The 20811-nt window shown below is 37.4% G+C and carries 21 protein-coding genes; 3 read left to right on the top strand and 18 right to left on the bottom strand.

Annotated elements, in window-relative coordinates; translation table 11 throughout:
* The first annotated feature begins 48 nt into the window (after positions 1–48).
* A complete protein-coding gene (gene trpS / locus JM81_RS12180) occupies positions 49–1017 on the top strand; it encodes a tryptophan--tRNA ligase (protein ID WP_144803791.1) in 969 nt (322 codons plus the stop codon).
* A 181-nt stretch (positions 1018–1198) separates the two neighbouring features.
* Here the strand turns inward: trpS and dprA are convergent, their stop codons facing one another.
* Entirely contained in the window at positions 1199–2317 is a 1119-nt protein-coding gene (dprA, locus tag JM81_RS12175; RefSeq protein WP_144803789.1) for a DNA-processing protein DprA, read from the bottom strand.
* A 92-nt stretch (positions 2318–2409) separates the two neighbouring features.
* On the opposite strand from dprA, the gene JM81_RS12170 reads away from it, so the two are divergent.
* Both JM81_RS12170 and JM81_RS12165 read left to right on the top strand, forming a co-directional pair.
* Complete coding sequence (locus tag JM81_RS12170) at positions 2410–3372, top strand: SPOR domain-containing protein (RefSeq protein ID WP_144803787.1); 963 nt, start codon at positions 2410–2412, stop codon at positions 3370–3372.
* A 59-nt stretch (positions 3373–3431) separates the two neighbouring features.
* A complete protein-coding gene (locus tag JM81_RS12165; RefSeq protein ID WP_144803785.1) occupies positions 3432–3947 on the top strand; it encodes an acyl-CoA thioesterase in 516 nt (171 codons plus the stop codon).
* On the opposite strand, the gene JM81_RS12160 is transcribed toward JM81_RS12165, so the two are convergent.
* The 17 genes from JM81_RS12160 to JM81_RS12085 form a co-directional block, all read right to left on the bottom strand.
* On the bottom strand, positions 3944–4789 hold the full coding sequence (locus JM81_RS12160) for an aldo/keto reductase (RefSeq protein WP_144803783.1): 846 nt from the start codon (positions 4787–4789) through the stop codon (positions 3944–3946). The genes JM81_RS12165 and JM81_RS12160 overlap by 4 nt on opposite strands.
* A 10-nt stretch (positions 4790–4799) precedes the next feature.
* Positions 4800–5915, bottom strand: coding sequence for a murein hydrolase activator EnvC family protein (locus tag JM81_RS12155; RefSeq protein ID WP_315897752.1), 1116 nt, complete (start codon positions 5913–5915; stop codon positions 4800–4802).
* A gap of 111 nt (positions 5916–6026) precedes the next feature.
* Positions 6027–6812 carry a DUF4292 domain-containing protein gene (locus JM81_RS12150; protein ID WP_144803781.1) on the bottom strand — a complete coding sequence of 262 codons (786 nt, stop codon included), beginning with the start codon at positions 6810–6812 and terminating at the stop codon, positions 6027–6029.
* Positions 6812–7753: a tetratricopeptide repeat protein gene (locus tag JM81_RS12145; protein ID WP_144803779.1), complete on the bottom strand. Its 942-nt coding sequence runs from the start codon at positions 7751–7753 to the stop codon at positions 6812–6814. The genes JM81_RS12150 and JM81_RS12145 overlap by 1 nt, the downstream gene beginning before the upstream one ends.
* A gap of 15 nt (positions 7754–7768) precedes the next feature.
* Positions 7769–8203 (bottom strand): dUTP diphosphatase, encoded by a 435-nt coding sequence (gene dut, locus JM81_RS12140; RefSeq protein WP_144803777.1) that lies wholly within the window; start codon positions 8201–8203, stop codon positions 7769–7771.
* On the bottom strand, positions 8200–9660 hold the full coding sequence (locus JM81_RS12135) for a lipopolysaccharide biosynthesis protein (RefSeq protein WP_144803775.1): 1461 nt from the start codon (positions 9658–9660) through the stop codon (positions 8200–8202). Before JM81_RS12135 ends, dut begins: the two co-directional genes overlap by 4 nt.
* Positions 9661–10338: 678 nt before the next feature.
* Complete coding sequence (locus tag JM81_RS12130) at positions 10339–11559, bottom strand: TCR/Tet family MFS transporter (protein WP_089258440.1); 1221 nt, start codon at positions 11557–11559, stop codon at positions 10339–10341.
* 137 nt (positions 11560–11696) lie between these two features.
* Positions 11697–12557: an ATP synthase F1 subunit gamma gene (gene atpG, locus JM81_RS12125; RefSeq protein WP_144803773.1), complete on the bottom strand. Its 861-nt coding sequence runs from the start codon at positions 12555–12557 to the stop codon at positions 11697–11699.
* Positions 12558–12638: 81 nt separating this feature from the next.
* The gene (atpA, locus tag JM81_RS12120) at positions 12639–14219 is read right to left on the bottom strand and encodes a F0F1 ATP synthase subunit alpha (RefSeq protein WP_144803772.1); all 1581 of its coding nucleotides are present in this window, start codon (positions 14217–14219) and stop codon (positions 12639–12641) included.
* A 58-nt stretch (positions 14220–14277) separates the two neighbouring features.
* The gene (atpH, locus tag JM81_RS12115) at positions 14278–14817 is read right to left on the bottom strand and encodes an ATP synthase F1 subunit delta (protein WP_144803770.1); all 540 of its coding nucleotides are present in this window, start codon (positions 14815–14817) and stop codon (positions 14278–14280) included.
* Positions 14818–14826: 9 nt separating this feature from the next.
* Positions 14827–15327 carry a F0F1 ATP synthase subunit B gene (locus tag JM81_RS12110; protein WP_144803768.1) on the bottom strand — a complete coding sequence of 167 codons (501 nt, stop codon included), beginning with the start codon at positions 15325–15327 and terminating at the stop codon, positions 14827–14829.
* 90 nt (positions 15328–15417) lie between these two features.
* Complete coding sequence (atpE, locus tag JM81_RS12105; protein WP_013993139.1) at positions 15418–15606, bottom strand: ATP synthase F0 subunit C; 189 nt, start codon at positions 15604–15606, stop codon at positions 15418–15420.
* Positions 15607–15644: 38 nt separating this feature from the next.
* On the bottom strand, positions 15645–16820 hold the full coding sequence (gene atpB / locus JM81_RS12100; RefSeq protein ID WP_144803766.1) for a F0F1 ATP synthase subunit A: 1176 nt from the start codon (positions 16818–16820) through the stop codon (positions 15645–15647).
* An 88-nt stretch (positions 16821–16908) separates the two neighbouring features.
* Complete coding sequence (locus JM81_RS18685) at positions 16909–17298, bottom strand: DUF6168 family protein (RefSeq protein WP_222430302.1); 390 nt, start codon at positions 17296–17298, stop codon at positions 16909–16911.
* A gap of 5 nt (positions 17299–17303) precedes the next feature.
* Complete coding sequence (locus JM81_RS12095) at positions 17304–17528, bottom strand: AtpZ/AtpI family protein (RefSeq protein ID WP_089258414.1); 225 nt, start codon at positions 17526–17528, stop codon at positions 17304–17306.
* Positions 17506–17925: a polymer-forming cytoskeletal protein gene (locus tag JM81_RS12090; RefSeq protein WP_089258409.1), complete on the bottom strand. Its 420-nt coding sequence runs from the start codon at positions 17923–17925 to the stop codon at positions 17506–17508. The genes JM81_RS12095 and JM81_RS12090 overlap by 23 nt, the downstream gene beginning before the upstream one ends.
* A gap of 3 nt (positions 17926–17928) precedes the next feature.
* Entirely contained in the window at positions 17929–20484 is a 2556-nt protein-coding gene (locus JM81_RS12085; RefSeq protein WP_144803764.1) for a tetratricopeptide repeat protein, read from the bottom strand.
* Positions 20485–20811 lie beyond the last annotated feature (327 nt).

Genomic DNA, 20811 nt, shown 5'->3' with positions numbered 1-20811 from the left:
TTAGTTTTTTTGTATTTGTTTTACCTTTGCTTCTTAGAGAAAAAGCACATGGCAAGAATTTTAACAGGTATACAAAGTACGGGAACCCCCCATTTAGGGAATATTTTAGGTGCTATAATACCAGCGATACAAATGGCTCAAAATCCAAAAAATGAATCTTTTTTATTCATTGCGGATATGCATTCCCTAACACAGATTAAAGACGGGGCAACATTAAGGCAAAATACCTATGCTACGGCCGCTACTTGGTTGGCTTTTGGCTTGGATATTGAAAAAACCGTTTTTTATAGACAAAGTGATGTACCTCAGGTAACGGAACTCTCCTGGTATTTAAGTTGTTTTTTCCCTTACCAGCGTTTAACCTTGGCACACTCCTTTAAGGACAAGGCAGATAGGTTGGAAGATGTAAATGCAGGACTATTTACCTACCCGATGTTAATGGCCGCGGATATTTTACTTTATGATGCCAATATAGTTCCTGTTGGAAAAGACCAAATGCAGCATATAGAAATAACTCGCGATGTAGCCTCACGTTTTCATGCACAACTAGGGGAAACATTTGTACTGCCCGAAGGAAAAGTTCAAGAGGAAACCATGTATATACCGGGTACAGATGGCTCAAAAATGAGCAAAAGCAAGGGCAATTTGATAAGTCTTTTTCAGACCGATAAGCAATTGAGAAAGCAGATCATGGGCATACAAACGGACAGCACACCAATGGAAGATCCAAAGGACCCAACCAATGATAACGTTTTTGCACTTTATAAAATATTGGCAACACAGCCCCAAATAGAAGAAATGAGTGCCAATTATCTAGCCGGTAATTATGGATACGGACATGCCAAACAAGCTTTGTATGAAGTAATCTTGAACAAATTTGAAGAACCACGCGAAAAGTTCAACTATTACATGAACCATCTAAACGAAATTGATGATGCTTTGGCACTTGGTGCCGAAAAGGCAGGTAAAATTGCAGATGGGGTGTTAGCTCGAGTGCGTGAAAAATTAGGATATTAAAAACTAACATCACCATATTGTAGAAACCACAAAACCGACTAAAAAGTCGGTTTTGTGGTTTCTTGGTCTGAGTAAGCCATTGAATTTAACGACATAATGCTCATTTTCAATGTTATTACAACAATTTTCAAAATAGGTTTAAGAAAACTGGGATAGTACAGACCAATTGGTTTGTGTACTCTTAAATGGCCTCAAATAATTTCCCGGGCAAAGGCCTAATCACCCCTTTCATTTCCATACCCAACAATGTAGATGAAGCTTTAAAAATAGGTAAGCTACAATCCAAGGCTATACTGTCCAACATCTGTTTACCGTTATTTTGCAAATAAGTATAAATACCTTGTTCGGTTTCATCTAGCTCTATAAAAAGTTGTTTTTGAATCGTCTTTTGTTTTTTTTCTTCAACTTCCCAATTCAATAAATAGACAAGGTCGGCCGCGGAGGTCATAACATGTGCCTTTTGTTGCTTTATTAAATTATTACATCCCAGGCTATATTTATCCGTAGTCCTACCTGGTACCGCAAAAACATCGCGGTTATATCCATTGGCAATATCGGCAGTTACCAAACTACCTCCTTTTTCTGCGGATTCAACTACCACGGTAGCCTCACTTATACCTGCAATAATACGGTTGCGTTTTAAAAAATTTTCCCGTTCAGGGTTGCTTGTACTCCAAAACTCAGTAAAAAAGCCTCCATTCTTAAGTACATCAGATTGGTATTTTGCATGTACTTTAGGATAGATTTGATTTAGTCCATGTGCAAGACATCCTATGGTCTGCAGGCCTTGATTTATGGCTTCCCGTTGAATACAAATATCTACACCATATGCAAAACCACTAACTATTATAGGGTTAAGCGGGGCAATATCAGCTATGAACTGTTCACAGAATGCTGTGCCATAACTGGTAATATTACGGGTTCCAACCACACTAATAATTTTTTGACGTTCTAAATCAATATTTCCTTTTTGAAATAATAGGATAGGGCCATCTATACAATGCTTTAGGTATGCAGGATACGTATCGTCCTTAAAATAGGTACATGAAATTTGTTGCGCTATAATGTATTTGTATTCATCCTCGGCAGCCTCTTGGTGAATGGCATCGAATAAATGCTTGGTGGTATGGGTACCTATACCATCTATTTTTAATAAATTTTGTCGTTTCTCCTCAAATACTGCTGACGGGCTACCACAATGTGCAATTAATTTTTTGGAAAGGGTATCGCCTATATGTGGTACATGTTGCAATCTAAGAATTGCAATGAGTTCATCCGCAGTATGTTGTGTGGTATTCATTAATTGTTCACAAATTAGAGAAAAAAATATGTTAATAAAAACTTACCAAAGGTGTTTTTAAGCCCCTTATTTTTTTTCATATTTGCGCAAGTATGGTACTTGAACACTATATAAGCGATTTACTTTATAGGTACAACTGTGTGGTTGTCCCTGGATTTGGTGCGTTTTTGACACAGAGAACATCTGCAAAGATCAACCAAGATACCAATACATTTTACGCACCCACCAAATTATTGGCATTCAATGGCCAATTGACCTCTAATGATGGATTATTGGCCTCTTATATTTCAGAAACCGACAGGATATCTTTTGAGGTTGCCCACAATTTTATTGAGGAGCAAGTAAAAAAATGGGAAAGGACCTTAGCTAATGAGAGTTCTTTGTTGGTAAAGAATATAGGTGTACTTAGCAGGAACAATGAAGGCTCTTTATTGTTTCAACCCGCTTCGGAAATAAATTACCTTACCTCTTCATTTGGGTTATCCAATTTTAGTTCCTTACCTATAACAAGAGAGGTATTAAAAGAGGAAATAGTAGAGCTTGAAGAAAATATACCACTTGTTATAACTTCGGAAAGAAGGCAAAGTACAGGTTTTAGACCTTATCTTAAATATGCGGCTGTATTATTATTGGCGTTTTCTACCGGTTTAACGGCATATAAAGTATTTGAAAAACAACGGACCAACGAGGAAGTTGCAAGGACAAACGCCAGGGAATATGTTACTAAACAAATACAGGAAGCTACTTTTTTTGACTTAACACCATTGGAACTGCCCACTGTTACGGTAGACGCAACAAATTCAAAGTTGCCTTCCGAAAAAGAAGGTGAAATGCATCATATCATTGCCGGTGCATTTAGAATAAAGGCAAATGCCGAAAGAAAAATAGAAGAATTAAAGGCCAAAGGATACAATTCTACTTATTATGGCACCAATGACTATGGGTTACATGTGGTAACATACGAAAGCTTTTCAGATGCCACGGATGCATTGAACGCATTAAAGGAAATAAAGCGCGTACAGTCCAAGGATGCTTGGTTGCTATCCAAAAAATAACCTTTACAACATTTTCTTACCATCTTACATGACCGTATCTTTGCGGAAAAATTCAGTTGATGGAATCAAAGACACCTGCACAGTCAAGAACTACGATGACCGATATGGTACTACCCAGTGAGACCAATGCACTTGAAAATCTCTTTGGAGGCGAACTATTGGCACGTATGGACCGTGCCGCAAGTATTGCTGCAGGAAGACATAGCCGTAGAATAACCGTAACGGCATCCGTAAATCACGTAGCCTTTAATTTGGCCATACCTTTGGGCAGTGTAGTTACGGTAGAAGCAGCCGTTTCAAGAGCTTATAACACCTCTATGGAGGTTTATATAGATGTGTGGATAGAAGACCGTTACAACGGAAAAAAAACCAAGGCTAATGAGGCTATTTATACCTTTGTTGCCGTTGACGAGACGGGTAAACCAACAGAAGTGCCAGAATTACGTCCAGAAACGGATTTGGAACATATACGTTATGAAGGCGCCCTAAGAAGAAAACAATTGAGTTTGGTCCTTGCGGGTAAGATGAAGCCAGATGATGCTACTGAATTAAAGGCACTGTTCACCAAAAATTAAAAATCAAAATTATCCGGGTCAGGGCCTGTGCGCTTACCATTTTCCAAGCTATCCAAATAGGCAATATCCTCCTTGCTCAGTTCAAAATCGAAAATATCGGCATTAGACCTTATGCGTTCTGCATGAACAGATTTGGGTATGGCCACAATCCCCTTTTGTAAATTATAGCGCAGGATAACCTGTGCTACAGATTTAGCATATTTCTTTGCTAATTCATTACAAATCTCCAGTTTAAAAACTTCACCCTGCATAAATGGCGACCAAGATTCATATTGAATAGCATGGGCACTACAAAAATCAATAAGGTCTTGTTGTACCACATGTGGATGAAATTCCATTTGATTCACCATAGGAACTACGGTACAATCCTCAAGGATATCCTCTAAATGATGTTGTAAAAAGTTACTGACCCCAATGGCCCTTATTCTTTTTTGGTTGTACAAGTATTCCAATGCTTTCCAAGTTTCGGTATACTTGCCCCGTACTGGCCAGTGTATTAGATAGAGGTCTAGGTAGTCCAAGCCTAATCGCTCTAAACTCTGCTCAAACGCTTTAATAGTACTTTCATAACCTTGATCATTGTTCCACACCTTGCTTACTACAAACAACTCGCTACGATCAACCTTACTTTCACGCAGGCCTTTTCCAACACCTTCTTCATTTTGGTAAATGGCTGCTGTATCTATATGGCGATACCCAATCTCTATTGCCTTTTTAACCGCCTCAACTACTTCTTGTTCATTATCGGCCTGGTAGGTACCTAAGCCCAAATAGGGCATTCTTACACCGTTGTGTAAGGTAAACGACCCATTTAAATCCGTAATTGAAAATCTTTTTTCCATAAGCCAACTATTAAAGACGGTATACCCACTCCTCTGGGTTTAACCGTGATGTATCTTGATATAAATAAAATTTTAACCGCGTTTGTCCATTGGACCGATTGGTATAAACAGTGCCCAATTCATCTTTAATGGAAACCCTATCCCCTTTTTTGACCGTTAATTTAGAAAGATTATAGTACGTACTGATAAAATTACCGTGTTTTATTTGAACTCCTTTATTACCCCCCGGAACGGCCAATATTGCAATGACCTCACCTTCAAAAATAGCCCGTGCTTTGGACCCCTCGTCCGTTGCTATGATTACCCCGTTACTTTGGTGTTTTATGCCCGGATATACAGGATCGCTATAAATACCAAAACCCTGACTTTTAATTCCTTTTTCCACCGGCCAAATGAGTTTACCTTTGTTGGCCGAAAAATTATTGGCTACGATAGCTGCTTCTGGTGTCAGCACAAACTTGCTTGTACTCTTGGAAGTACTACCAGATTTTTTGTTGCTGGCGGCTATAGCGTTCCGTATCAAAAGCTCTATTTGCCTATCTATCTTCCTGGCTTCTTTCTTTTTGGCATCTATGGCGCTTGCGTATTTACTTTCATTTTTACGGATCGTTCCCAATAATGCCTTTTGTGCCTGTATTTCTGCAAATAATTGGTTTTTGGCCTTTTTGTTCTGTGCCAGTAATACCTCCTTGACCTTGCGCTCCTCGTTTAAATCCGCATTAAGTCGCGCCAATTCCTCTGTCTTTGCCAATATTTGTGTCCCTTGCTCCTTTCTATAGTCCGTATATTGCTTCATGTACTGTAGACGCTTAAAGGCTTGAAAAAAACTTTCAGAGGACAATAAGAACATAAGTCTATTTTGTTTGGATTTGTTCTGATATGATTTTTGAATCATGGCAGCATACTCGTCCTTAACTTTTTGGAGCTCGGTTTTAAGCTTTCCTATACTCCTGATGTTTGTATTGATCTGCCTATTCAATAAATTGGACTGTTGATTGGTAACACGTATGAGTTGTTGTCTTACGGTAATCTTTTTGTCCAAGGCCTCCATTTGATCCAATACATTGCCTTTTTCCTTTTTTTCCGCAAATAGTAACCGGTTAATATCCCGAATCTCTGATTGCAACCGTTAACGTTTCTCCTCTAAAGCCTTTTGTTCAGTAGTCTGTGCATTACTGGCCATTGACGCTAACAGTACAAAAAAAATGACGTGATGTCTAAGAAGGCTACACATTATTTATAGTTCTATTTCTTTAAAACCTTTTGGTATTGAATAAGGAAAATTTACCGCTCCGTTCAATTCTATATTTCTAAATTCCATCTTAATGGTGTTCTCACTATCCTTGGTCAACGCTTTAATATGGATTTCATTTGGTAAAATTTCATTATCGATTTTCTGATAATTTTGATAAGCAATCTGCAACAACCGTTTTTCTGATGGTTGTGATAGCTGTTGCAAGTTCATTTTAAAATTCTTAGGCTCTATCCTAAAGAGAATTTTATAAAGTGATCCCGGTAATTTAAGGGTAAGCCTATAGGTGTCCTCATCAATATCAATAATATATTTTTCATCTCGCAAATCTAAAATTGCCTGTCCCAATAATAAGTTTTGAAGTATTGGAAAATCTACCTCTGTTCCCAATAAACTACTCAAATAAGAGAAGTCTCCATCAAAATATTCATTTTCAAGTTTGTTATAGAAAGATACGCGGTCTGGTGTAATATATGCTTTTACGATACCCAAAGGTGCGCTTAACCAGATTGCCTCATCCTTCTTCATGCGTAAACTAACCGATACACTTTGAGAGGATTCACCATCCGAATAATTAATCTTTACCCTACCGTTCAATGAGGCAAATTTACTGCCGTTAAGGTAATGCGATTTGATAACCGATTTAGCGGTCAATTTATCGTTTACCCTTCCCTCAGTTACCACTTTAGTGCTTTTGCATGATGTAACAAAGATTAAAAAAGCCATTAGCAATAATGCTTTTGAGCCAAATGTTTTCAATATTTCCATCATTAAGAACCAGATTTAATTTTACTAAGGTACATATTTGCTTTCGTCATATTGTCAAGTGCTTTATAGGCCGCTGCTAACTCCGTATATATTAATCTTTGTAGAGAAACATCCTCAATAATATAATCCAAAGCTGTTTCTAAAGGTTCAAGGGCTTCTTCAAATTTTTGCATACGATTAAGTGCGGTACCATTGGCATAATAAAAATAAGGCTGCGTTGGGTAACTGTCCATAGCCTCTTTGGAAATACGGAGCAAATCAACGGTGCTTGATTCAGCATTGAGTAATTTTTTAAGGTTTTCCCTATAACCCTCAACGGAACGTAATTCTTCATTGGATGTAATGGTTTCCGTACCTTTTACCACCGTACTGGTATTCTCATACTTAGCAATAGAATCCAAAATTCTACTTTGCAGATATGCATACTGACCAGGTTCCTTTAACTTATGCAGTACTTCCAATGCAGTTTTATAGCGGGCTTTTTTAAAATAAATCTCCGCAATATTCTTTCTCAACAAAAGATCGTTCCAAGGGATATCTTGCTTGACATTATCTAATGGGGATTTGCCTGTTTCCAAGACATCAATCAGTGTTTTGGCATACCAATAATTTTCAGGTTCCCCGTTTATAGCTTCAATAGCATATTCTTGGGCAAGCATATATTGACTTTCATAAAGGTGAAATTTTGCCAATTCAAACGAAACCACAGTATTATTGGGCTGCATACGCTTACATTCTAAAAAATAGGCAATTGCCCGGTCATAATTACGAATGCCTTTTTGTTTTAATCCCTCAAAAAAGTTTTCTTGAAACGTATCTGAATATTCTTCCAAAAAAACTTCTGCACTTTCTTCTACCATAATTTGCTGTTCTTCTTGCGCATAGCCTTGCATGGTAGTAAAACCACCTGTAGCTACTATTATCAAAAAGAACCATATTTTCATTAGTAGAAATTGTTATTATTTGATCCCTGTACTACCAAAACCGCCAGTACCCCTCTCGGTTTCTGACAAAGTATCCACTTCATGCCACTGTGCACGTTCATGCTTTGCAATGACCATTTGGGCAATACGTTCCCCATTTTCTACGGTAAACACCTCATTGGATAGATTTACCAAAATCACTCCTATTTCTCCCCTATAATCGGCATCAATAGTACCAGGAGCATTGAGTACCGTAATTCCTTTTTTGGCCGCCAACCCACTTCTTGGTCTAACTTGAGCTTCAATTCCCACAGGCAATTCCATAAATAGACCAGTAGGTATAATTGCTCTTTCCAACGGTTGCAAGGTAACGGGATCCTGTAAGTTGGCCCTTAGGTCCATACCTGCAGAAGCATTGGTTTCGTAATGCGGTAATTCGTGACCGGAAGTATTGATTATATTAATCTTCATCTGTTTAAAAATAATTTTTTAAGGTTTTCAAACTCGAGTTTATATACCAAACCAAGAAACAAAATCAATAATGGAATGCCTACATATAGATTTCTATCAAAAATGTAAAATGATAGGGTAGAAAACAAGACGGACACTCCTAAATAAAAGATAATTTTTCTAAAGTTATATGGAATAGGGTAATACATACGTCCAAAATAAAACGATAACATCATCATACTACCATATGCCAATAGTGTGGCAACTGCAGAGGCCATATATCCAAAATAAGGAATAAACACAATATTGATAATAATGGTCAACACGGCACCGATCATAGATATATAAGCTCCAAATTTTGTCCGATCCGTAACCTTATACCAAACGGAAAGGTTATGATAAATACCTAAAAAGAAACTGGCCAAAAGTATTAAAGGTACAACGGGCATTGCCTCCCAATATGCAGAATCCCTAACGAACATTATTTTAAGCACATCTGAAAAAACAACAACCGCCAATAGGATAATACTCCCCAAGACCACAAAATAATTGGTTATTTGGGCATATGCCTTTTGTGGGTTTTTAGTATCGGAATGACTAAAAAAGAACGGCTCTATACCCATTCTAAATGCCGTAGCAAATAGCGTCATAAACACAGCAAGTTTTATACAAGCACCATATTTACCTACCTCGTCACTTGCTATTTCAACAGGTAGTATCTTTTCCAATAATATTTTGTCAAGAACCTCATTAACGGTAAATGCAATACCAGCTACCATGACCGGCATTGCATATGCAATCATTCTTTTCCAAATATCAGTATCAAATATGTAGGGTCTCCTTAAGTAAACCCGTAACATTAACAGGAGGGTCACTGCGCTTGAAACTAGATTGGATATCAATATATATGAAATTTCAAAATTTTCCCTATACATGGAAGCCAAGATTCCCGTACTTTCCTCGGATACCAAATTTGGCAGCAAGATCAAAAAGAAGGAATTTAAGCCTAAATTCAAAATAACGTTGATCAATTTAATGATGGCATAGCGCATGGGTCTTTCATTGGCCCTTAACCAGGCAAAGGGTATTATGACCAAAGCATCTAGCGCCAATATCCAAAAAACGTACCCAATATATTCAATGGATATCTCTAGAATATGTGATAATGAATTTTTAAAAATAAACCCGATCAATAAAAAAAGTGCAGTAGAACCTAGTATGGATAACAGTGAGGTAGAGACCACCTTTTTCCTATTATCGAGCTCTTTATAGAATCTAAAGAACGCTGTTTCCATACCATATGCCAAAAAAACATTGAATATGGCAAAATAGGCGAATATTACGACCACCTGTCCATAGGAACCGGGCTGCATTACCCCAGTATAGATAGGCACCAATATTACATTGAGCATCCTTGGCAAGACAGTCGCCAAGCCATAGATAGCTGTTTGTTTAAAAAGTTTTTTGAGTGGATTCAATCACTATACAATTCAGACAATAAAAGTACCTATTAAAAGCCTAGATACAAAGCTAGTTTTAACTCTTACCACCATAAATTAGAATACCACTTTAATTTATATCCAAATTTGGATATTTAGATGGCTTATTCCTATAACAATTGTTCCCCCTCAACAATGTTTAAAGAAAAAAGGGTTGAACCAAGCTTATTCCTTCATCTGTAACTGCCTTAGTTTGGATAGCTCTTGTCATATCTGTTTAAATATAAAAAGCCCCAAAACAAATAAAAGTACTACAGAAGAAATCAAAATGTACGCATAAAATCCAGCGGACATAGTTGCCTTGAACAAGGGTAATAATGTCAAGAACCCGATAATATATACTGCTATGGAAAATGGTGTTACCAAGAAATGGATTATTTTCCTGAATATATAATACTTGGTGAGGTCATGTTTGAAAGTGGCTGAATTTTTATAAAACTAAGCTTTCTAGACTGCCGTAAACTATAAAGTTCAAACCCAATCCTTAGTAATAAGCTTAAGATCATTAATCCGATTGCTTTGTGAGTTTCCCAAAAAGGTAATGGCAAATAAGAGTATGAACATTAAATTTTTAATTGTAGTCATCATAAGAGTTTTAAATTATTTACCCTTTAGATTCAAGAATTAAAAAATGTTACGTCAATTATATAAAAAAGTTTATTCTGGCTCTACATCCATACGTTTTATAGCAGTAGAAGCCAAAATAAATGCACCCAATAAAAATAAAGCGGCAAGGGCATATGGAGCGCCCGGAAAATAAATAGCGGTCTGTGGGCGGATAAAATAGTAAAAAACCGGGGCAAAGATAAATTGACCCAAAATTGCAGTAATACTGACCAGACCAGTTATGGAACCTTGCAGAATTCCCTGTTCCTTTTCCGAGACCTGGTTGGAAATTACCCCTTGTACCGTTGGACCTGCAATTCCACCCAAAGCATAGGGAATTAAAAAAGCATAGAGCATCCAAGGCTCCGTGGCAAAGGAAAAGAGAAACATACCAACGGTCCATAACAAAAACCCGAAAATAATAACTTTTCGTTTTCCAAATTTTTTCACCAGTACTCCCACTAAAAAACCTTGTACCACTGCAACCAACAAACCTACGACCATAAGGGAAAGTCCTATTTGTCTTGGGTTCCAATCATACCGTTCTATACCGTAATAAGACCATGTAGACGGTAATGCCTGACCGGCTAGGTTTGCTAGAAAAAAAGCAGATATCAATAATAAGATTCCTTTATAATTTCTAAGTGCTACCAATGAAACACCAGGAATCATTTTCAATAGATTGATCTGCCTTCTATTGGCAGGAGTCAAAGATTCCGGAACAAAGAAATATCCAAATAAAAAATTAGCGAACGTAAGACCTGCAGCAATATAAAACGGTAATCTAATATCTATTTCGCCAAAAAAACCTCCTATACCTGGTCCAATGATAAAACCTATGCCAAAAGCGGCCCCAATCAACCCAAAGTTTTTGGCTTTGTTGTCTTTTGTACTGATATCAGCTATATATGCGGAAGCAACAGTAAAACTTGCACCCGTAATCCCTGCCAAGAATCTTCCTAAGAATAACCAAGTTATTGTAGGTGCCCAAGCGTGAATCATGTAATCTACACTTAGCCCTAATAAAGCCAATAAAAGAATGGGTCGCCTACCATACTTATCTGAAATTTCTCCAAGGACTGGGGAAAATAAAAACTGCATTCCCGCAAAAGCCGTGGTAAGCCACATGCCATAAATTATAGCCATATGATTACCCTCTCCGGTCAATTCCATGATTAAATCGGGAATTATGGGTAGAATTATACCGATACCAATGACATCAACAAGAATGGTTATGAATATAAAAAGTAAGGCGGTTTTATTGGATTTCATTATGAAGACAAAAGTCGGGTAAAAAAAGGAAATTTAAAGCAATAAAAACAAAAACCCCACTGGTGAGTGGGGCTTTTATTTATAGTTTAAAGCGTTAACGATTTAGACAACATGAAGTCATCTGAATTTGAACATTCTTAATTGTTCAAAGCTTCTGCACCACCAACAATTTCTAAAATTTCATTGGTAATTGCTGCTTGTCTTGCTTTGTTATATGTCAATTTCAATTGGTCACGTAGCTCGGTTGCATTATCTGTAGCCTTGTGCATTGCGGTCATACGTGCACCGTGTTCACTAGCAAATGAATCCCTTATGCCCTTATACAATTGTGTTTTTAAAGATTTAGGAATCAATTGCTCTATAATTTCAACTTTAGAAGGCTCAAAAGTGTAATCTGCACTTACATTACCTTCAATCTCCAATGGTACGATCGGCAAGAACTGTTCGGTCATAATAATCTGGGTAGCCGCATTCTTGAATTTATTGTATACAATTTCAATTCGATCGTAGGCCCCTTTTGTAAAAAGGTCCATTAAGTGTTCAGCAATATCGGCAACATTGTCAAAATTCAGGTCGTCATATACCCCGCTATAATTAGCGATTACATTATAACGTTTTCCCAAATAGTCATTTGCTTTTTTACCAACGGCAACAAAATCTACGTCTTTCCCTTGATGAACGTTCTCGGCAAGATGTACGGATTGCTTTAAAATATTGGTGTTGAACGCACCACAAAGCCCTCTGTTGGATGTGATGGAAACAACCAATACCTTCTTGACCAAACGGTTATCTGCATATACGCTACCGGTATCCCCTTCTAAACTGGCACTTAAATTCTGAAGCAGTTCAGTTAGTTTATCGGCATAAGGTCTCATGGCCGTTATAGCATCTTGAGCTTTCTTCAATTTTGCGGCAGATACCATTTTCATGGCACTGGTAATTTGCATTGTTGATGAAACCGATGAAATCCTATTTCGTATTTCCTTTAAATTTGCCATTTTTTTCAGTATTTAGTAAAAAGTACAACGTATTAAGTTGTTTCAACACTTTGTACTTTTTACTCAGTACTCAGTACTTTTTTAGTTCTTATATTTCGCAGAAAGCTCTTTACAAACGGAAGTCAATGTATCTGTTACTTCATCTGTAAGTTTACCAGACTTCAAAGTATCTAGTACATCTCTGTGCTTAGCGTTCAAAAACTCCAAATAATCACGCTCGAATTCCTTTACTTTCTCAACAGGTACATCTCTTAACAGGTTTTTGGAACCTGCATAGATTATAGCTACCTGATCTTCTACAGTAAATGGATCGTTCTGAGCCTGCTTTAAAATTTCAACGTTTCTACGCCCTTTTTCAATTACGTTCAATGTTGCAGCATCTAAATCTGAACCGAACTTAGCAAAGGCTTCCAATTCACGGAACTGCGCTTGATCTAGTTTCAACGTACCTGCAACTTTTTTCATTGATTTAATCTGAGCGTTACCACCAACACGAGATACAGAAATACCTACGTTAATTGCCGGTCTAACACCTTGGTTGAATAAATCTTGTTCTAGGAATATCTGTCCGTCAGTAATAGAAATTACGTTCGTTGGGATATAGGCAGAAACGTCACCTGCCTGAGTTTCAATAATTGGTAAAGCCGTTAAAGAACCACCACCTTTTACCATTGGTTTTAACACCTCTGGCAAATCATTCATTTCTTTTGCGATATCATCATCATTAATAACTTTTGCAGCACGCTCCAATAATCTAGAGTGTAGGTAGAAAACGTCACCTGGGTAAGCCTCACGTCCTGGTGGTCTTCTTAACAAAAGGGACACCTCACGGTAAGCAACCGCTTGTTTGGATAAATCATCATATATAATCAATGCAGGACGACCAGTATCACGGAAATACTCACCAATAGACGCTCCAGTAAACGGTGCATATACTTGCATTGGTGCGGGGTCAGATGCGTTAGCAGCTACAATGGTAGTATATGCCATAGCACCTTTATCTTCCAATACCTGAGCAATACCGGCAACAGTAGATGCTTTCTGACCTATGGCAACATAGATACAATAAACAGGCTCACCGGCATCATAAAATTCTTTTTGGTTCAAAATGGTATCGATACAAACTGTAGTCTTACCAGTTTGACGGTCACCAATAACAAGCTCCCTTTGTCCTCTACCAACTGGGATCATAGCATCAATAGCCTTAATACCCGATTGCATTGGCTCGGTTACAGGCTCTCTATAAATAACCCCTGGAGCTTTACGCTCTAATGGCATTTCATAAGTTTCGCCAGCAATAGTTCCTTTACCGTCAATTGGGTTACCTAAGGTATCCACAACACGACCAACAATACCTTCACCAACTTTAACAGAAGCGATACGTTGGGTACGTTTAACGGTATCCCCTTCACCAACTGACTTTGAAGGTCCTAAAAGAACCACACCAACATTATCTTCTTCCAGGTTAAGAACGATACCTTCAAGACCACCTTCGAACTCAACCAATTCCCCATACTGGGCATTAGCTAGTCCGTAGATTCTTGCGATACCATCACCCACCTGTAATACAGTACCTACTTCATCCAAAGTAGCGGTAGCATCAAATCCTGATAATTGTTTCTTTAAAATTGCTGATACTTCAGCGGCTTTTACTCCTGCCATTTTTAATTAGATATAAGATATTAGGTCATGGATTAAGATCCTGGACCTTATATAGTTATTATAGACTATTTGAAAATTCTCTTGTAATATTACTTAGCTTATTGGAAATGCTAGCATCATACTGCAAATCACCCACCCTTAAAATGAAACCGCCAATAATGCTCTCATCAATTTTATTCTCAATGGTTACCTCGTTACCGGTAATATTGGCCACTTGTTTCAGTACCTTCTTTTCCATTTCGGCACTTAAGGGAACCGCAGTTGTCACGTAAGCTACATCTTTTCCTTTCAATTGCTCGTTAAGAATGATATATTTCAATGCAACTTCATTCAACATTGCCACACGTTTGTTGTCTACCAACATACCTATGGTACCTTCCGTAATTGCATGACTACCTTTAAAAATTTCCGCTAAAGCACTTTTTTTGGATGAACCGGAAACCACTGGGCTTGCAAGTACATCTCTTAACTCCTTACTATCAGAAATGGTAGATGCAATTGATCGCATGTCTTTTTCAACGGCACTCAAGGCTTTTTTTTCCTTGGCCATATCCAATATTGCCTTTGCGTAACGTAATGCAGCTCTAGATTCGCTCATACTATTATCTTAGTTAAGTTTGATGTCGCTCAACATTGAATCTACCAATTTCAATTGTTTATCATTGCTAGACAATTCTTCCTTTAAGACTTTTTCGGCAATGGCAACGGAAAGTTGTGCCACTTGGTTTTTGATATCCGCAACTGCCGCTTTCTTCTCACTTTCAATAGCCACTTGTGCCTGCTTCAACATTTTATCACCTTCTGCCTTTGCTTGTTCCTTGGAATCAGCGATCATTTTCTCCTTGATCTCACGAGCCTCCTTCAACATAGCCTCACGCTCAGCACGTGCCTCTTGTAACATTTTCTCATTGTCAGCCTGTAAATTCTGCATGTCTGTACGCGCTTTGTCTGCAGCAGCCAGAGCTTCGTTAATACCTGCTTCTCTTTCGTTCAAGGAGTTTAAGATAGGCTTCCAGGCAAACTTCACCAATAAAAAAATCAAACCTAATAGTAGAATAGTCTGTACTATAAATAATCCTGGTGAAAAATCGTTCAATAAAGTTTCCATACTTTTTGTTTTATATAATACTAAATCAATAATTAAAAACATTTCCTGCAACCAACCGTTGCAGGAAAATGCTTTTTGGTCTTAACGTTCTTATTTTCCTAAGAACAAGGCACCGAATGCCAAACCTTCCAAAAGTGCAGCGATAATAATCATCGCAGTTTGAATTTTTCCTGTCGCTTCTGGCTGACGAGCAATACCTTCCATTGCCTTACCACCGATTTGACCAAGTCCAATACCTGCTCCGATTACGATTAAACCTGCTCCAATTAAATTGTACATAGTAAACTGATTTATATATTAAATTAAATAAACTCTCGTTAAATGAAATCTCCCCTTACATCTTCTGCATCCGGTAAATCGTGACCATGCGCATCATGTTCGTGCTCATGATCATGCTCTGCAACTGCCATTCCTATAAATAATGCTGACAACATTGTAAATATGTATGCCTGTAAGAACGCAACCAATACTTCGATCAACGTAATAAAAAAGGAAAGCACTAAAGATAATCCGGTAGCACCCACAACGCCTAAACTCTTCTTTAGGGTAAACATAATAGCAATTAAACTCATCACTACAATATGCCCTGCCGATATGTTTGCAAACAAACGCACCAACAATGAGAACGGCTTTATAATAAATGCACCGGCCAATTCTATGATTGCCAATACCGGTCTAATTAAAACAGGTACACCTGGCATCCAAAGCATGTGCATCCAATAATCTTTATTACCGCTAACCGTATATATTATTAAAGTAAAGATGGCCAATGCAGCCGTTACCGCCAATTGCCCAGTAACATTGAATCCAAATGGGGTAAGGCCCAACAAGTTCAATATCCAGATAAAAAAGAATACGGTTAATAAATATCCGGTAAATTTTCTATATTTTTTTTCGCCAATGTTAGGTCTAGCGATTTCATCCCTTACGTATAATACTAATGGCTCTAGCGCCCTTCCAAAACCTGTTGGCACTTTCTTTTTGGCATATTGCCTGGCGAGAGAGCTAAAGACGATCAACATAAATAGCCCTACCAATAAAATCCCCATAACACTTTTGGTAATGGAAAGGTCTAACACTTTATGTGCATTGGTTGCATGGTGTGTTTCATCAAATTCTACTTGAGAGGCACCATCATTTAGTTCATATATCTTACCGTGAAGCTTAACAAATTTTGACCCGTTGCGCTCAACAACTACCTTACCGTCATCATCATGATGAAAAGCTGATGACATAAATGTGGTAAGACCATTACTGGACCAAAGAATTACAGGCAAGGGAAAGCCAACATGTTTACGCTCACCATTAGAGGTATACGAAAACAAATGAAAATCGTGCGCATCTTTAATATGGTGCATAATGTACGCATCTACCTCATCTTTAGTATCTACGGACAGGTCTTGATCCTTATCTGAAGATGCAAATCCTTGTAAGGAAAAACATAGTGTCAAAAGTAATACTGCGGTTTTCAATGTTTCTGAAACTTTCTTCATTATCTCTTTTTCAAAAATTAAGCTCTTGAAATTTTGCGCAAAAGTAGTTATTATTAACCTAATCTACGCAAATTTAGAGCTTTAAAATTTAAGCTTTTTTGCTTCTCATCAATTTTGAAATGAAAATCACTTCCAGCGGCAAAAATACAATAACCGGAATTAATAGGGAAGCCCTGTAAAAACGGGGTAACAAATTGTCCCCTAAAAGTTGTGGATAAAAAAGACTGGTAAAAATTACGATCTTAAAAACTAGCAAACCCATATAAATGAACCCAAGTTGGTCAAAAAATTTTTTAAATTGAGCTAAAATTGTAAAGAGGATAAGCATCCCTAGTGAAAAAAACCCATGAAAAAGATAGGCCTTTTCTAACAGAGGCTTAAAAGACCCTTCATTTACCAATGTATATAAATGAATAAAATAAGAAGTCGTGCCCACAAAAATGAACACGACCAGTAGTATGAGAATATTTTTTAACAATTGACCTATTTATTTAGGGCCATTACTTTTTTAATGACCAAATATATGGACAAAAATACGGCAAGTAATGTAATGGTATCCTCTAAATATGTTTTTTTGAACTTGACATCTAACCACTCTCCCAACAGGTTGCCTAAATAAATGGTAGCCCCCATTTGTATGGCAATACCTGATAAACTTGCTGCCGTTCTTAACAATCCGGATTTATCATGAGGCTTTTGCGGCTTCATGACTGCTATTTTTAAAGTTAGATGATCCTTGGCCTTTTTTTCCGCCCATAGTACATGAAGCATTAAACGTTGCGCCTGGTTCTACAGCCAATTTATTTACGGAAACGGTGCCTTCAATTACCGCAGATGCTTTTAAGGAAAGTAAATCAGAAACCATAAGTTCGCCGTTAAAACTGCCTTCAATATCCGCATTGACACATTCCACTTTACCGTGAATATAGCCATCCTTACCAATAACGACTTTTCCGGATGTTTTAACATTACCATCTAATTTACCATCAATTCTAAAGTCTGCCTCTGAAATGATATCTCCTTTTATCTTAGTGTTCTTCTCAATTCTATTAGGTTGCCCACCTATCTCATTCATACTCTTAGGTTTTTGTCTGTCTGAAAACATTGTTCACGGTTTTGGGGTTAAAAGCGTATTTCTATAATCAACTATATTCTTATGTACTTGTATGATTTTATAGTTCTCTGATAAAACTACGAAATTCTCATCAGCAACGCGGTAATCCTTATTGTTTTTTAAAAGCTCCGCATACCCCAAGGCAAAATCCTTTGACTTAAACCCGTGTACTACTACGAACTGGTCTTCTAGGTTATATATATCCTTTGATACGGTATTTTTGTATCTAAGATCCTTGATGGATTTCTCTAGTAGTTCCATTAATTTTAAAGCCTTTTCGTTATTGCTTCTCTTGAACGGAAAAACCACTTTCCAGTTAGAAGTACCTTTAGAGTCCGTTTCCGGGGAAAATTCCTTAGGTTCTAATTTAGGTAATTGTTCTGCCACCATTTGTTCTGCCTTTTTGCCCTCCGGATTATTGGGGTAGGTCAAGGCCACGTAGTTCAAGGCTTCCTTAAAATACTCGAACCCCTGCAACCTACCAACTGCATTAGCCTTAAGCATTTCAAATTTGGGAACAATAGGATCACCGGTAAATCTATTGATATTTTCCTCAGCACCTGTAATGACCTCTAAAAATCGCTGTTCGTTAAATTTCTTGAACAATGTTTCATATCGTTTTTCAGGACTGTCGGAGTTATCTGTAAGGATTGCCTGTGGGTTCAATAAAATTTCGGCATATCTAGAATCCCTATGGTTTGCGATGATATCCGCTTTCATTTTTTCCTTTAACGGACTATTGACTTCTTCGTATATCTTATACAAATTGTACTTGGACGGTAGTATAAGACGTTCCTCTGCATTGGAGGCCAAAACATCTTCCAGCTTGCCGGCTGCCAAAAGATTTTCATTGAATTTTTCTTTATATATCAAGCCTAATTGATAATTTGCAAAATTGCGTTCTGCCTTTAAACTATCTATTACGACAACATCTGTAGGTAAACGGTCCATGTAATAGTCCAAGGAGAATTTTTCATCTTCACTAACCACACTAGTACTATCAGTGGCGCCTAAAGTAGTCTGCTGAACCACATTTTCCCTAGTACTTATAGTTTTATCTGACCAACGCCAATCATCGGATAACTCCCTATTGCCCCAACGGTTCTTAAAATCATTCTGGCCATACCCTAAACTGGTAATATTATAAAAGTAAAATTTTCCCTTGTTTTCCTTTCCGCCCTTACTTTTGTTAAAAGCGGCAAAACCTTCTGTTATCCTGTCCTTCTCTTTTTTCTGGGCTGCTTCTTCTGCTTTTTGTAACCCCTCTATATGCTTGCCAAAATAGGCCAACTGCTCTTCTTTGGACATATTATACAATGTTAGAACACTGTCCGAATATTGAACAATATCCTCATACTTGATGACATCTTCCAAATTGTCCAACTTTCTTTTTATGGAACGATATTTTTTGGTGTTTTCTGCCAAATTTGTGAGCATACTGTCATAATATGCACCCGCAGCTTTGTAGCTGCTTCTGTCAAAATTGTATTCCGCAAGGTTTTCATAGTTCAGCGCATTGAGCTTAGGTTTGTTTTGCGAAGCCCTGAGCGACTTATTGAAATAAGAAATTGCCAAACTATCTGAAACTTCGGCCAAGTGAAATTCAGCAATCTGCCTATATATTTTGTCTAAAAATGGCCTATTCTCCCTGTTTTCTTCCATATAGGTCAGGAATTCCAACACTTCCTCCCTATTCTCTGGAGTTATCTGGGTATTTTTTAATTTTTCTATCTCTGCATTTATCATATATACCCGGGGAGACTTCCTGTTCAGTTCAATGACCTTATCAAAAGCATAGTTGGCGCTGTCCTTATATCCCAGCTGATTATATAATTGCCCAATAATATAAAAGTATCTACCCTTTTCCGGATTCTTTTTAGTGTAATGTGATGCAATCTTAAGATTTTGCACTGCGGTATCCGGCGCATTTAGATTAATATATGCCTGGGCCATCATTGCACGGGCATCTGCATATTCCTGATCCTTTAATTGCTCATATTTCATTAACCGTTTAAGGTTTTTAATGGCAAGGTCATCGTTTTCCAAACGTATATTGACTTTTTCTCTCCAGATACTGGCCTCGTTCAGTTTGTCACTTTCAGTGTATTTGTTAAGAATGTAATTAAAGGATTCTAGAGCAGGTATGTAACGTTCGTCAAAATAACGTGCCTTTCCCAATAAAAGAAAAGCTTCATCCGTTTGTGGATTTCTTTCCTCGTCCTTAATATCCATACTATGCCGCTGTATGGCTTTTGTGGCTTTTTCTTCTGCCTTTATAAAATTGGGATTATTATCTTCTGAGTCCAATTTAACCTCTCCACTTACCTCTAGGCGTTCAATGGGGAGCAATTCATAATAATCATCTTGGTATGAATCGTTTAGGGTATTACGCCCTTCCTCAAAGGCGATATTACCATTGTACAGCGTGTTGTATTTGGTATTTAAGGCATGCCAATTACGATTGATAAAAGCATCCTTTTTTGTGGAACATGCAGTAAAGAGCACAATTCCCAAAACACCGGATAAAATAAGTTTTTTTCTAAGGTTCAAAATACTAGGTATACGTATGTATGTTTAACTTAAAAACCGTCATATTATTATACAGTTCATCGGTAAAACACATATTTGTCCCAGACCGATCTTAATGATGCAACTATTTTACAATAGAATTTATAGACTGGCGGGTTTGTAAATGGCCCAAAAAGTAAAAATTGAGTTTAAAATCAACGTTTTAACGATCTATTCAAACAAATACCCGATCGTAAATTATTTTTAAGGAGGGCACAAAATCACTAAACAGACCAATTAGTCTTTTAGTATTGGGTACAAATGCTGTTAACAGTAAAAAGAAGCTTTAATAGGTAAAAAGATAATGTC

Source organism: Maribacter sp. MAR_2009_72 (genome assembly GCF_007827235.1).
In the GTDB taxonomy this organism is placed as follows: Bacteria; Bacteroidota; Bacteroidia; order Flavobacteriales; family Flavobacteriaceae; genus Maribacter; species Maribacter sedimenticola.
The sequence above is the reverse complement of the archived record's forward strand: the minus strand, read 5'-3'. Positions and strand labels throughout refer to the sequence as shown.